Annotated in this window: 11 protein-coding genes; 2 read left to right on the top strand and 9 right to left on the bottom strand. The window is 58.9% G+C overall.

The features are described 5' to 3' along the window. Positions 1–201: 201 nt before the first annotated feature. The 5 genes from ACXHXG_RS23620 to ACXHXG_RS23600 all read right to left on the bottom strand — a co-directional run bounded on the left by ACXHXG_RS23620 (position 202) and on the right by ACXHXG_RS23600 (position 6628). Complete coding sequence (locus ACXHXG_RS23620) at positions 202–1173, bottom strand: ABC transporter permease (RefSeq protein ID WP_104826629.1); 972 nt, start codon at positions 1171–1173, stop codon at positions 202–204. 39 nt (positions 1174–1212) lie between these two features. Next, positions 1213–2763 (bottom strand): sugar ABC transporter ATP-binding protein, encoded by a 1551-nt coding sequence (locus tag ACXHXG_RS23615; protein ID WP_457900891.1) that lies wholly within the window; start codon positions 2761–2763, stop codon positions 1213–1215. Between the two features lie 102 nt (positions 2764–2865). After that, positions 2866–3855, bottom strand: coding sequence for an ABC transporter substrate-binding protein (locus ACXHXG_RS23610; RefSeq protein WP_104826631.1), 990 nt, complete (start codon positions 3853–3855; stop codon positions 2866–2868). Positions 3856–4069: 214 nt separating this feature from the next. After that, positions 4070–5089 (bottom strand): aldo/keto reductase, encoded by a 1020-nt coding sequence (locus ACXHXG_RS23605; protein WP_457900890.1) that lies wholly within the window; start codon positions 5087–5089, stop codon positions 4070–4072. Positions 5090–5122: 33 nt separating this feature from the next. Beyond that, positions 5123–6628 carry a UxaA family hydrolase gene (locus tag ACXHXG_RS23600; RefSeq protein WP_457900889.1) on the bottom strand — a complete coding sequence of 502 codons (1506 nt, stop codon included), beginning with the start codon at positions 6626–6628 and terminating at the stop codon, positions 5123–5125. Positions 6629–6880: 252 nt separating this feature from the next. Here ACXHXG_RS23600 and ACXHXG_RS23595 point away from each other — a divergent pair, with 252 nt between their 5' ends. After that, positions 6881–7807 (top strand): GntR family transcriptional regulator, encoded by a 927-nt coding sequence (locus ACXHXG_RS23595; RefSeq protein WP_260305041.1) that lies wholly within the window; start codon positions 6881–6883, stop codon positions 7805–7807. A 63-nt stretch (positions 7808–7870) separates the two neighbouring features. Here ACXHXG_RS23595 and ACXHXG_RS23590 read toward each other — a convergent pair whose 3' ends face one another. From ACXHXG_RS23590 to ACXHXG_RS23575, 4 genes are all read right to left on the bottom strand, one after another. After that, complete coding sequence (locus ACXHXG_RS23590; protein WP_104826635.1) at positions 7871–8638, bottom strand: response regulator transcription factor; 768 nt, start codon at positions 8636–8638, stop codon at positions 7871–7873. 279 nt (positions 8639–8917) lie between these two features. After that, positions 8918–9589, bottom strand: a complete 672-nt coding sequence (locus ACXHXG_RS23585; RefSeq protein WP_260305042.1) for a Crp/Fnr family transcriptional regulator — start codon at positions 9587–9589, stop codon at positions 8918–8920. A 272-nt stretch (positions 9590–9861) separates the two neighbouring features. Further along, the gene (locus tag ACXHXG_RS23580; protein ID WP_457900888.1) at positions 9862–11127 is read right to left on the bottom strand and encodes a polysaccharide pyruvyl transferase family protein; all 1266 of its coding nucleotides are present in this window, start codon (positions 11125–11127) and stop codon (positions 9862–9864) included. Next, positions 11124–12551 carry a hypothetical protein gene (locus ACXHXG_RS23575; RefSeq protein ID WP_457900887.1) on the bottom strand — a complete coding sequence of 476 codons (1428 nt, stop codon included), beginning with the start codon at positions 12549–12551 and terminating at the stop codon, positions 11124–11126. Before ACXHXG_RS23575 ends, ACXHXG_RS23580 begins: the two co-directional genes overlap by 4 nt. A gap of 174 nt (positions 12552–12725) precedes the next feature. Here ACXHXG_RS23575 and ACXHXG_RS23570 point away from each other — a divergent pair, with 174 nt between their 5' ends. Further along, positions 12726–13556: a glycoside hydrolase family 16 protein gene (locus ACXHXG_RS23570; RefSeq protein ID WP_260305045.1), complete on the top strand. Its 831-nt coding sequence runs from the start codon at positions 12726–12728 to the stop codon at positions 13554–13556. The last annotated feature ends 9 nt before the right edge of the window (positions 13557–13565 follow it).

Raw genomic sequence — 13565 nt, 5'->3', positions numbered from 1 at the left:
TGGTCTCGATCTGATGCCGGATGTCATTCGCTAGGGGATGCAAATCCCTCGATGTCGAGGGGCCGACGAGGCTATAGCCATGCCGTCGCTCGCCCAGGTGACGCCGGTAGCCGCATCTTCGAAATGTTTGACCACGTGATGCCAACGTGAATCGGCGAGCCATTTCGGCCCGCCGACATCGTCATTCGATTTTGATAGTCCTCAGAGACGCCGCCGCCGCAACTGATCGAAATAGACGATCACGATGATCAGCACGCCGGTGATGATGCGCTGCCAGAAGGAATTCAAGTTCAGCAGGTTGGCGCCGTTGTTGATGGTGGCGAGGATGAAGGCGCCGATCAGTGGGCCGTAGACGGAGCCGACGGCGCCGAAAAGGCTGGTGCCGCCGATGACCGAAGAGGCGATTGCCTGCAATTCCCAGCCATCCGCCTGCGTCGCATTGCCGATGGCGATGCGCGAGGCGAGCAGGACACCGACGAAAGCGGCGCAGGTGCCTGACAGAATATAGGCGAGGTAGATCATCCAGGTGACGTTGACGCCGGAGAGACGCGCGGCTTCGCGGTTCGAACCGACGGCGAAGAGATAGCGGCCCCAGCGGCTGAGATGCAGGAAGATGAAAGCCGGTATCGCCACCAGGATGACCATCCAGAACAGGCTCGGAATCCCCAAGAAATCCGCGACGGCGAAATTGGTGAAATCGTCGTTGACGATATTGATCGTCGAGCCGTTGGTGATGAGCAGGCCGATGCCGCGCAGAGACGTCAAGGTCGCCAGCGTGATGATGAACGGCGGCAGGCCCATGCGGACGATGCCGAAGGCGTGGAATGCGCCGATCAGCACGCCGAAGGCCAGCGTAATGAGAATGGCGGCGGAAACCGGAAATCCGGCCTGCAGCAGCCAGGCGATGATAACGGTGCAGAAGCCGACAATGGCGCCGACGGATAGGTCGATGCCCGCGGTGATGATGACGAAGGTTTGACCAAGGGCCAGGATCGCCGTCATCGAGCCCTGGCGCATCAGGTTGGTGATGTTGAGCGGCGTCCAGAATTTGTCTGTCCAAAAGCCCAGGACGACCCAAAGAGCAAGTAGAAGAAGGATCAGCGTCAAGCTGAAGAGGATATTCATCTTGCGCCGCGGTGCGACGGTGGGGCCTTCTGTAGTATTGGCGGCCATTGTTGTTCTCCCTCTTTCTATCCTTATCTTATGTGTCGTTCAGACGCCGATCGCCTCGCCGAGGACTTCCTCATGCGTGGCAGCGTGAAAATCATGGCTGGCGACGAGCTGGCCGCGGCGGAAGACATGGAGCCGGTCGGCGAGCTCGTAGACTTCCGGTAGGTAGGACGAGATGACGATGATGCCCGCGCCGCCCCGCAAGAGCTTGGCGAACAACCGGTAGATCTCCGCCTTGGTGCCGACATCGACGCCCACGGTCGGCTCATCGAAAATGAAGAGCTTGGCGCCGTGGCTGAGCCACTTGCCAATGACGACCTTCTGCTGGTTGCCGCCGGACATGGCCGAAACAAGAACCCGCCGGCTCGGCGTCTTGATGCTGAGATCGCGGATCTGCCGATCGGCATTGGTCGCTTCGCTGCTATTGTTGATGATTGGCCCCTGGCTCAGTCGCTTAAACACCGGCAGGTTGATGTTGAGTCCGATCGGCAGGTTGAGGCAAAGCCCCTGATCGCGGCGGCTTTCCGGCGCGAGTGCAATGCCGAGGTCCATGGCATCCCGCTCGCTGCGAATATCGACCTTCCGGCCCTGCCAGTAGATCTCGCCCGCAGACAGTGGCTGACGGCCGTAAAGCCCAAGCGCGAATTCGCTGCGGCCGGCGCCGATCAAGCCATAGAGCCCGACGATCTCGCCGGCCCGGACGCTCAGTGAGACATTTTCAAAGCCGGGGCCGGAGAGACCGCGGGTTTCCAGGATGGTCTCGCCGATCGGAATCTCTTCCTTATGATAGATCTGCTCGATCGAGCGGTTGATCATCAGCTTGATCAACTCGTCCTCATTGGTCTCGCCGACCGCGCGCGTGCCGACATGGGTGCCGTCACGCAGGACCGAGACACGGTCCGCCAATTCGAAGACCTCTTCCATACGGTGGCTGATATAGACGATGGTGACGCCCTCGGCCTGCAGGCGGCGGATCAGCTTGAAGAGCTGCGCGGATTCTTTGCGGGTAAGGTAAGCCGTCGGCTCGTCGAAGATCAGGAATTGGGTACCGCGCATTGCGGCGCGGGCGGTGGCTACGAGCTGCTGCTGGCCGATGGTGAGCGAGCTTAGCAGCGCGGCTGCCGGCAGGCCAAAGCCAAGATCGTCAAGCACGGTCTGCGCCAGCTTCTCCATCTGCTTCTTGCGCATCAGCCCCAAGCGATTGACCTCGTCGCCGAGAAAAAGATTGGCCGCGACGGTCAGATGGGGGCAGAGCACCACCTCCTGATGCACGGCATTGATGCCGCGGGCGATCGCCTCGTTCGGATTGGAAAGTCCGACCGGATGACCGCACCAGAATATTTCACCCGCCGTCCTGGTGATGACACCGGTCAGGAGTTTGATAAGTGTCGACTTGCCGGCGCCGTTTTCGCCGACGATGGCGTGGATTTCGCCCGCCAGAAAGGTGATCGTCGCGGGCTTCAGCGCCTCGACATAGCCATAGCGCTTCTGCAGCCCCCTGAGTTCGAGGATGGGCGAACCCGCCGGAACGCGGTTTGCTTCCGTCCGGATATTGTCATCGTGTCGATGACTGATCTCTTCGAGGTTCGTCATGGCTCTCCTCCCTTAACTGATCACTCGCTCCGTTCGTCTCCGCAAACGAAGCTGGAATGAAAACAGGCCGCGCCCGGCCTCCCAGGCGCGGCCCTCAGCTCGTTACTTGACCTTCGGATTGATCAGGGCGTCGATCTTCGGATCGCTCATATTCGCCTTGGTCACGAGGTTTGCGCCGGTGTCGACATTAGCCTCGACCTTTTCCTTCTTGGAGGCGGCGAGCGCCGTCTTGATGCCGTCATAACCCATGCGATAGGGGTCCTGGACGACGAGGCCGGCGAGAACGCCGGACTTCAGGAAGCCGACGGTCTTGTCGTCATTGTCGAAGCCGATGACCTTGATCTTGTCGCCGAGCTTGTTTTCGGCAATCGCTTGGCCGACGCCCTGCGCCATGATCAGGTTCGAGGCGAAGACGCCGACAAGCTTCGGATTGGCCGTGATCAGGTCGGTCATGATGTTGAGGCCGGTCGTGGCCTGACCGTCGGCATATTTATCGGCGACGACCTTCAGGCCAGGATACTTGCTCTTGATCTCGTCCAGAAAGCCCTGGCGGCGCTGATCGAGTGAGCCGACACCCGGCAAGCTGGTGATGATGGCGACTTCGCCTTCTTCCTTGCCGGTCATACCCTTGATCGCTGCGGCAAGACCGTCAGCGGCGATGCGTCCGCCGGCCGTATTGTCGGTGGTCAGGAAGGATACGAAGGCTTTGGAATCGGCCGCCGAGTCGATACCGACCACTGGCACGGACTTCGCGGCCTCATCCACCGGCTTGCCGAGTGCTTTGCGTTCGGTTGGCGCGATCACGACGGCGGCCGGTTTGCCTGCAACGGCGTTTTCGAGAATGCTGATCTGACCGTTGATGTCGGATTCCGACTGGGCGCCGAGTTCCGGCACCTTGACGCCAAGATCCTTGCCCGCCTGGCGAGCGCCGGCAAGAACGATCTGCCAGTAGAAGGATGTCGTATCCTTGACGATGATCGGGATGGTCACATCGGCCGCAAAGGATTGCACCGGCATGGCGACGGCAATGATCGCCGCGCCGGCAAGACCGGCAAAAGTGCGGCGGGACAGAAGGGATTTGGCGATGTTCATTGATTTCTCCTCTCAACGCGCTCTGCTCCTGCACACCGGCCGTTGAACGCTTGCGGCTCGGTATCGTGAGCCCTGACGGGCTCACGCATCGCGGAGATGTTTGTTGCGCAATCCTCATATTTTTCGGGACCACGCGGTACCATCCACGCCAAAACAGGCTTTCCTCCTCCTCGGAGCCGCCTCTCGCGGCGGCCCGATAGCTCCTTATTCTTTTTCAAACCCGGACAGCTTCGTCTCCCAAGGGTGGCGCGACCAGGGTCAATCCTTCGAATTCTGCATAGAAGCTGGCCGGAAGCTCAGGCTCCACGAGCTGCATATTGCGGATGAGACTTTCCGGTTTCGCCGTGCCGATCAGCACCGAAGCCACCGACGGATGGCGAAGCGGAAACTGGATCGCCGGTGCGGCAAGCGGCAAGTCATGGCGGCGGGCGATATCTTCCATCGTCTTGACCTTGGCCAGAACGTCCGTTGTCGCCGGAAGATAGTCGAAATGCGCGCCGGGCACGGGGCCGGTCGCCAGAATGCCGGAATTGAAGACGCCGCCAACCACAAGCGACGTGCCCTTCCTCTCGCAGAGCGGCAGCAACTCAGCCACCGCCGAACGGTCGAGCAGGGTATAGCGGCCGGCAAGAAGGATGCAGTCGATGTCGGCCTCATGCATGACGTCGAGGCAGACAGGCACTTCATTGACGCCGAGGCCATACGCCTTGATCGCGCCCGAGGACTTCAGCTCCTCCAATGCCTTCAGCCCAGAGCCCAGGAGCTGGCCGAGGTGATGTTCATTCAGCGCCTTGCCGTGGGTGTAGCCGCCAATATCGTGGACGTAGAGAATGTCGATGCGGTTGAGGCCGAGGCGGGCATAGCTGAAGTCAACCGACCGCATGATACCGTCATAGGAATAATCGTAATCCGCATCGAAGGGCAGGGGGTCGACATAGCCGTAGTTCGGGACCTTGTCGCTCGCAACCGGCCGCATCAGCCGCCCGACCTTGGTCGAAAGGACATAGCTGTCTTCCGGCTGGTCGCGCAGGAAATCGCCGACGCGGCGTTCACCGAGACCGAAGCCGTACCAAGGCGCAACATCGAAATAGCGGATACCGCTATCCCACGCCGCCTGCAGGGTGTTCATGGCCTGGTCACGTGGGCAGGTGCGGTAAAGACCGCCGAGCGCTGCGGCCCCGAAACTGAATTCGGTGACCTCCAGGCTTGTCCTGCCGATTCTTCTCCTCTTCATCACCTCTCCCTTGTGATGGCATGCATTACCTATTTAAAGCGTCGCTCCGAGGTGCCAGGGAACGAACTCGTTGTCGCCATAGCCGAAGGTTTCGCTTTTCGTCTTCTTGCCCGACGCAATCTCGATGATCAGTTCGAAGATCTCGCGGCCTTTGCCCGATATCGTCGCCTCGCCAGTGGCTATGGTACCGCAATCGATATCCATGTCCTCTTCCATAGATCGGTAAAGCGCCGAATTGCTCGACAGCTTGAACGAAGGCGCTGGGCGAGAGCCAAAACAACTGCCGCGACCTGTCGTGAAGGCGATCATATTCGCTCCGCCTGCCACCTGGCCGGTTGCCGAAACTGGATCATAACCGGGCGTGTCCATAAAGACGAGGCCATGGTCCGTTACCCGTTCGGCGTAGCTGTAAACGGCTGTCAGGGGCGAGCGACCGCCTTTGGCCACAGCGCCGAGCGACTTTTCCAGAATGGTCGTAAGCCCGCCGCGCTTGTTGCCGGGTGAGGGATTATTATCGAGTGAGGCGCCGTGCATGGCGACATATTTTTCCCACCAGTCGATTTTCGCATCGAGTTTGGCGGCGACCGCGTCGCTGACCGCGCGGCTGCGCAGCAAATGCTCCGCACCGTAGATTTCCGAGGTCTCCGACAGGATTGCCGTGCCGCCCGCAGCCGCCAGCAAATCGGCCGCGGCACCCAGCGCCGGATTGGCGGTGATGCCAGAGAAACCATCGGAGCCACCACATTGCAGACCGACGATGATCTCGCTGATCGAGATGGGCTCGCGGCGAGCCTGACCGACTTCCTCAGCGATCTCCTTCAGGACACCCATGGCAAGCGCCACAGCGCGGCGCGAGCCACCGGCATCCTGAATGTTGAAATGCCGCTTGCTGGCGCCGGCGCCGCTCTGGCCATAAAGCGTGAGCTGGTTGACCTCGCAGCCGAGGCCGATCATCAGCACGCCACCAAAATTCACATGACGGGTGTAGCCGGCAAGCGTGCGATGCAGCGTCTGCATGCCGTCGCCGGTCGAACTCATGCCACAACCCTGGTCGTGGACGATCGGCACGAAACCATTGATGCCGTCATAATGGGGCAGGAGCGTCCGGTTTGCCTCTTCTGCAATGGCGCGGCAAACCGTGGTGGAACAGTTCACGCTGGCAATGATGCCGATATAGTTGCGCGTTGCCGCCCGGCCGTCGGCACGGCGAAAGCCCATGAACGTCCGAGTCTTGTCGGCCTCAGTCGCTGCTTCCGGTGCCGCATTGGCGGTCGCAGCAAGGCGATCATTTTCGAAGTGAAGGTTATGGCTGTGGACATGATCTCCAGCCTTGACCTCGGCCGTCGTGCGGCCAATTGCCTGGCCGTATTTCACGACGGGCATGCCGATGGCGATGTCTTGAATGGCGAACTTATGGCCGGGATCGATCTTGTCGCGTGTCACAACCCCATTGGCGACCGTAGCACCAGCCGCAATCGCCGCCGTCGCCACCGCAACATTGTCGCCTTCCGACAGAAGGATCCAAGGTTGGCTGTTCAATGTCCTCTCCCTGAACAATCTTGTTTTTCGGCATCGGCCTGGAGGCCATTGCCGATTGATTTTGTTTTTTATCTACAATAAACATTTTGGTGTCAACGAGGAAATCGCTCACCAACCTGGGAGGAGGTCGGGCGCGACAGGAGAGGACACAATCGCGGCGCATCCGGCGGCATTCCCGAATTTGACTGCCACTCGATCATGGGTCAGACATCGCCGTCGACGTGGGGCCGCGGACTATAAAAGAGGGGGAAAATGGCGAGACAAAACACGCTCTTCAAGGATGCGTATAATCGCTATGTCGCCGGACTGAAGCTGGACGCCGCCTTGCCGACCGAGCCTGAAATCGCTGCCGAGCTTGGTATTAGCCGCAGCACGGCGCGCGCCATTCTGCTGCGTCTAAGTGACGCTGGCATCATCCGCTGGAACAAGCGGCAAAAAACCGTGCTGCGTCAGCCGACCGAAGCCGATTTCTTTCCGGAAGAAGAGACCAATTCGCTGCACGACATCATCGAACGCAGCTTCATGCTGCGCATCCTCTCCGACGAAGCGCAGCCCGGAATGCAGATCAACGAATTGGAACTGGCGCGCGAAATCGGCACGGGAACGTCTGTCGTGCGCGAATTCCTCATCCGCTTCAGCCGCTTCGGTCTGATCGAAAAGCGGCCGAACAGTCATTGGATCTTGAAGGGGTTTACCAGCGAATTCGCTCTGGAGCTTGCCGAGGTGCGCGAAATGTTCGAGCTGCATTCGGCTGCCGAGTTCGGGCGCCTGCCGGCAGGGCATCCGGCCTGGGCCGCTCTGGCGGCCATCAAGCAGGAACACTATGACTTGCAAGAGGATTTCGAGGCGCGTTATCGCGATTTCTCGCAGCTCGACGAGCGCTTTCACCTTCTCATCCATCGCGCCTCGAACAACCGCTTCATCGCCGATTTCTACGACGCGATCGCCATCGTTTTTCACTATCACTATCAGTGGAACAAGGCCTTCGCCCGAGAGCGCAATGCGCGCGCCATCACCGAACATCTCGATTATATCGAGGCGTTGCAATCCCGCGATCCGGAGCGGATCGACAGGGCTTGCCGTACCCATCTTGCCTCGGCGCGACAGACGCTGCTGCAATCCATTCCGCAGAATGCAAGCGAGGCTGCAGGTTCAAGCGTTCCGAATATTCGAGGTTAAAAAGTATTTCGCCAGCGCCGCGTTTAAACGGCACCGGCGAAGCTTGTTGGCACGAAGCTGATACTATCTCACGAATTCCCTGATCTTGTAGGCGACTTCCGTCCGGTTCGTCGCATTCAGTTTCTTCATGATATTGCGGATATGTACTTTGACCGTGCTTTCGCAAAGGTCCATTTCATAGGCGATGATCTTGTTGGCCTTGCCGCGCCGAAGAGCTTCGGCGACGACGACTTCACGCGGCGTAAACAGACTGTCGGCGCAGCGTGTTCCGCTGGTTACAGAGGCGATGACCTCCTTGGCAGCGAGAATGCTGCTGGCCGGCACGAACACGCCGCCTGCACGGGCGAGCGCTACGGCTTCGGCGGCGACATTGATTCCGACGCTGGTCGGGATGTAACCGCGAGCGCCGCATTCCAGCGCTTTGAGAAGTTGCGCAAGTTCGTCGCTCTCAGCCCCGACAATAACGGGGCTTGCCTTGAACCTCTCCGCAAGGGCGGAGATCTTATCGCAGACGTCTGCATCCGAAACCTTGCGTCCGCCGATCATGAAAAGAATTGCGGACGGTTCGCTCTGCATACGGCGCTTCTGCCATTCCTCGAATGATCCGACGGTGACGATATTCATGCTTTCGTCATATTCCGTCAGGCTCCGGGACAGGCATTCCCTGTCCAAAGCTCGGGCATCGATTAGGAGAAGATAGTCCTCGCATTCGTCGGTGCTTACCGCGCCTGCCGCGGTGAAAGCCCGCAATGAATCCGACGCGCGGACTGAAATAAGACGGGTTGCTGTTTCTGTCCCAAATTTCTCATTCGCTAAAGACTGCCTGTCCATGGCCGTTACTCCTTACTCCACACTTGGCCTCTATTCTTCAGAATCCATATGAGTAGGTATTATTTCAAAGTAACTGAATAGATATACCGAACCAAACCGATAAATTTCGTGTTGACTCATAGCATTCCTCCTGTCCTTGAAATGTAACTTACCTGATCACAAGAAGGATAATCGCTGATTCTATTTAGTCGGACATTAACATATGTTAATAAAGTCTAAAAATATTCGCCTCACGATTGTTATCGACTTGAAATAACGCGAGCGCGCTCGCGCCGGACTTTAAATCATATGCGGCGTGAAATAGGATTCGTCGAAATCGACGAGTTCCGCGAGCTTGTGGCGGTCGAGAAATTCGACGATGCCATTGCGGAACGACAAAAGTCCGCCCAACCTCATATCCCTGAGGACGCGGTTGATATGTACCGTCGACAGGCCGACGGCATCGCCGATATCGGCTTGCGTCAGCGGGCATTCGAAACCATCGAAGTTCGGCTTTAGCCGCGACGGACCAAGCCGGGTCGCCAGCTCGAGCAGCAGGTGGCCAGTGCGCTCCAGAGCGTCACGGCGGCCGATATTGGCGAGCCGCTCGGACATGCGCGCCTGCCGCCGCATCATCTCGGTGAGTACGATGCGATAGAGTCGCGAAGAAACGTCCAGGGTTGTATGGGAGGTGAAATCCGGGAATTCCATGACGGTGACTTTGGAGAGAGCCTGTACCGTCTCGCGCGCCAGTTCTACCGAAGGAGTGGAGATCATGTCACCACGGAGCGCAAACTCGATGACGATGCGCGTGCCGTTTGGCAGCATCTTGCTGGAAACCGCCCATCCGCTGACGAGAAAAAGAAGACGCGGCGTATCGTCGTCATAATCGTAGATGGTTTCACCGGGAGCATATGTGCGCGGAATGCCGCCCGTCAGTTCTGATTTCTGACGATATAGATCAGGACTCACGGCCTGTTGTAGACGCCCTATGGAAACCTGCGTTGTCATACGTGCCCCCGAACCAAATACCATATCGGGAAGGTTCTCAATAACCTGTCCCTTGAAGGTATATCACGTTACGTATGGCAAGTATATAGCACGCAACTTTCGGCGTGGCTCGTAGTCTATATTGCTTATGTGAATTCTCTTCGAAATCACACGGCGATTAATTTGCCTGTCATATGATTAAAGCATCTAACATCGCTCATTATACATGGTAATTACCCCGGAATTTCTTGGTATTAATTCGATGCCGCCGCGCGATGATCATTTCGTATTACGGATGACATCTCCGCGGCGATATTCTGATCCCTCCGGGTGAGATTCCGACGCATATCGGCAATTCCAGCTTCTGCCTCGGCCATAATCACCCGATGGTGGTGCGATTCGATTCCTTCCGAATCGGCCGCCCTTAACAATCGAGCAATATCAGATACCGACGTCCCGCTGCCGTTGAGGAAGTAGGACTGCCGGCCAACCGATCGGAAGAAGCCCTCGACCTTCTTGTCCCAGCCCAGCCCGACATGAGGAATCCCCAGGGAATAGGCGGCGATACAGGCATGCAGCCGATGGGCAAGGATGACATTGGCCGACCGAAGGATCCGAATCAGCTCTTCCGGCGCGCGTGGACGCGGGGCGAGCTGCAGCGCGCCGGATAGGGCGAGACGGTGCATCAGGACCTCGTCCATTATTCGTTGGGCGAAGATCTGGTCCTCGCTGGCGCCGTTGCAGAACAAGCACACGCGATATCCATCCTGCACCAACAGTCGAATGAGATCCCGATATTCGGCGATGTCCTGCAGCGGAATGGCAGAGGCCTTCTGGCTGGCATGCCGTTGCAGAATGACCGGCTCCGTCACGCACAGGCCGATGATTGGCCGGCGCTTCGGCGACGCTGGACTGTAATCATCACTGACGAGCGTCCGTGCGAGCAATCCTGGATCGTGAACGACCGTCGCTTCCGGCCCATTAGGAAAGTGCCGGCGCCAACTGTCTTGGGCGAAGCTGTCGCGCACGGAGAGGTGGACGAGATTGGTCTGCTTCAGCCGGCCAAAGAGGCGCGCCGCCGGTGCGGACCAATGGCCGCTGACACCGACTGCATAGATCGCCAATGGCCGATTGTGGCGCCGGACGCTATCGAGCACGGTGCCGACTTTCAGGGGGAAATTGAGATCGTCATCTTGAAAGAGATTGCCGCCGCCAATCACCACCGCATCCGCGGCAGCGATCTTGGCATCCCATCGGCCTCGCAATTTCCGAAGCGAGCGTCCGAGAACATAGCCCACGGCCCAACGTCGTGCGAAGCCGGGCAGCCGGTGCAGCACCTTCAGCGCCTGCTGACGCCGGCCGCTTCCTCCGCTCGTCCCGAAACCTTCCCGTCCGGCGAGATCGATCGTCTCCACCTCGATATGGCCGCCTTCCTTGGTCAGCCCAGCCTCGACGCATTGCGCCAGCAGACCGTCTCCAAGATTTTCGCTGTATTTGACGTTGAATACGACAATCTTCACGGCAATCTCCCGACAATACCAATTTGCCGCATGCGCGCCGCCGGCGCGTCGTGCGCGCGAACCAGAGATGGGACCGTGAGGGCGGAGACGCTGCCTGCGAGAATGTAGAACATCAATCCGAGATCATAGACGGTGCCTGACGTGGCCGCGGACACCAGCACGGTGATGAACCCGGCCTTGGCGGCCCGGGCAACGGCCGCGGCTTCCCGGGATGGCAGGTTCCTCGGCCGGGTATCGGCTTTCAGGATCAGCAGCACGAAGAGCGCAAAGATCAGCGCGCCGGGAATGCCGAGATTGGAAAGCAGCACGAGGCCGAAGCTCGATGCACGCGCGCTGCCCAATCCCGCGCCGAAGCCTTGGGTGTCGATGAATGTCTGATAGGCCATGGAATTCCACATGAAGCGTTCGCGACCGGACTGGCTGTCGGCTTTCGAGAACAGCATCTCGTCGAGGAAGTCGTGCAAGCCGTTGGCAAGATCGGGCATGGCGATCAGGACGAAGAGAATGACAAGCGGCATTGCCGCCATGATGGCGACGATCATAACCGGCCGCCCGGTGCCTGGTTCGTTGCGCGAAGCCAGGAAAGATTGCAGGCAAAGCACCGGCAGGACCAGGCCAAGGCCGACGAGGGCTGTTGCCGATGTCGAGAGGATCAGGGCCACCAGAAGCAGGCCGGCGATGATGCCGGTCGCGCGGGATCTGATGCCGCTTAGCCATAGACTGGCCGTCATCGCAAAAAGCACGAGCGTGAAATCCGCAAAGGCCGACGCTTCAGGAAATGTCCCCGAGATCCGCTTCAGTCCGCCTTTCTCGGCGTTGGTCAGCAGCGCATAGTTGGCGGTTCGCACGAAACCGAGAAGGAATTCCGTGTGACTGAAATAAGTAATAATGTCAGCAAGGGCGAAGCCGAGATTGACGCTGGCGACCACCAGCATTCCATTGATCAGATTGGTGGGAGTGCCGCCTTTGCGAATGAAGGCAAAAGTGGCCGCAAAGCAGACGAGGCCACCAATCGCATAGACGGATTGGGTGATATTGTTTGACGAAAACTTCAGCGGCACCAGCGAAATGAAGTTGCGCCCGCCTACCGCCCGCTCGACGGTCATCGTCTCCGTCATGCCCTGGAACAGCCGCGGGAAAAAGACGGCTGTTGCCAAGCCGAAGAGGGTCAGCACCAGAAGGCAGAAACCGGGACGCGGCGGCGCCAAGGCAGCAAAAAGCGGTCCTTCGCCATAGGCCAGGAACAAGCGCACGCCGAAGAACAGCAGGAAAAGGCTCGGCACCAGAACCGATGCGCCGCCAAGGCCCGGCACGCTGAAGGCGGCAGCCGCACCGAACACCGTAGACAGGATCATGACGGTAAACGACCATCGAACGGGCGCAGCCAGCATGGCCACGCCGACGACAAACGTTAGTAAACCCATGAAATTCATATGCCGTCCGCTCCGAAATATCGTCTATTTCATCAGGACAAAAACTATCACGGCGCCGGCTGGCTTGTATTTCCGCCGCGCTTAAGCCCTTTGGGGTACCGCATAAACCGAAATGGGTTCTGTACCGGATAGGCGCCGCCGCGTTAGCGTCAGAGTATGGATCACTTGTTCAAACATAGACGACCATGGTCGATCGGCCGCCGCGGATTTCTGCGTGCAGGCTTTGGCGCCACGCTTGCATTGCTCGGCAGCGATCTTGCCGCGCAAGCGGGCGACACGGGAGACGCGCTCGACATCAGCAATATGACGCTGACCTTCGAGGATAATTTCGACAGCCTCAGCGTCTCACCCTGGGGGCCGGGCACCCGCTGGATCGCGCACACACCCTGGAACGGCGATTTCGGCGGCGCGCGCTTTACCGACCCCAAGGGCGATTTCCCCTTCAAGACGGAAGACGGCATGTTGCGCATCACGGCGGCGCGCGACGGCAAGGGCGAGTGGCGCTCCGGTCTGCTCGCTTCGGTCGATGCGAAGGGCAATGGCTTTTCACAGGAATACGGCTATTTCGAAATGCGCGCTCGCTTGCCGGACGGCCCCGGCGTCTGGCCGGCCTTCTGGCTGATCGGCAAGGACCGCTCGAAATCCACGGCCGAAATCGATGTCATCGAATACTATGGCGACAAGCCGGGCGCCTATTCCTCCACCGTGCATGTCTGGCACCGCGGCGGCAAGCATGAGTCCGATTTTTCGCGCATCAATGTCTATGAAACGACAAGCCCGACGGACATGCATACCTACGGCGTAAAGATCGATACCGATTTCATACGCATGTATTTCGACGGCAAATTCGTTTGGAAGACCAAAGTCCTGCCGGAACATCGCCAGCCGATGTATATTCTTTTGAATCTGGGCATCGTCGACAGCGTCACCAAAATGGTCGCCCCGGATCCCTGCTTCATGTTTGTCGACTATGTCAGGGCCTATCAATTCAAATAGGCGCCTGGC

It is taken from the genome of Rhizobium sp. LEGMi-198b (assembly GCF_054114205.1).
Note: the sequence above shows the minus strand (reverse complement) of the source record. Positions and strands in the feature narration are given on the sequence as shown.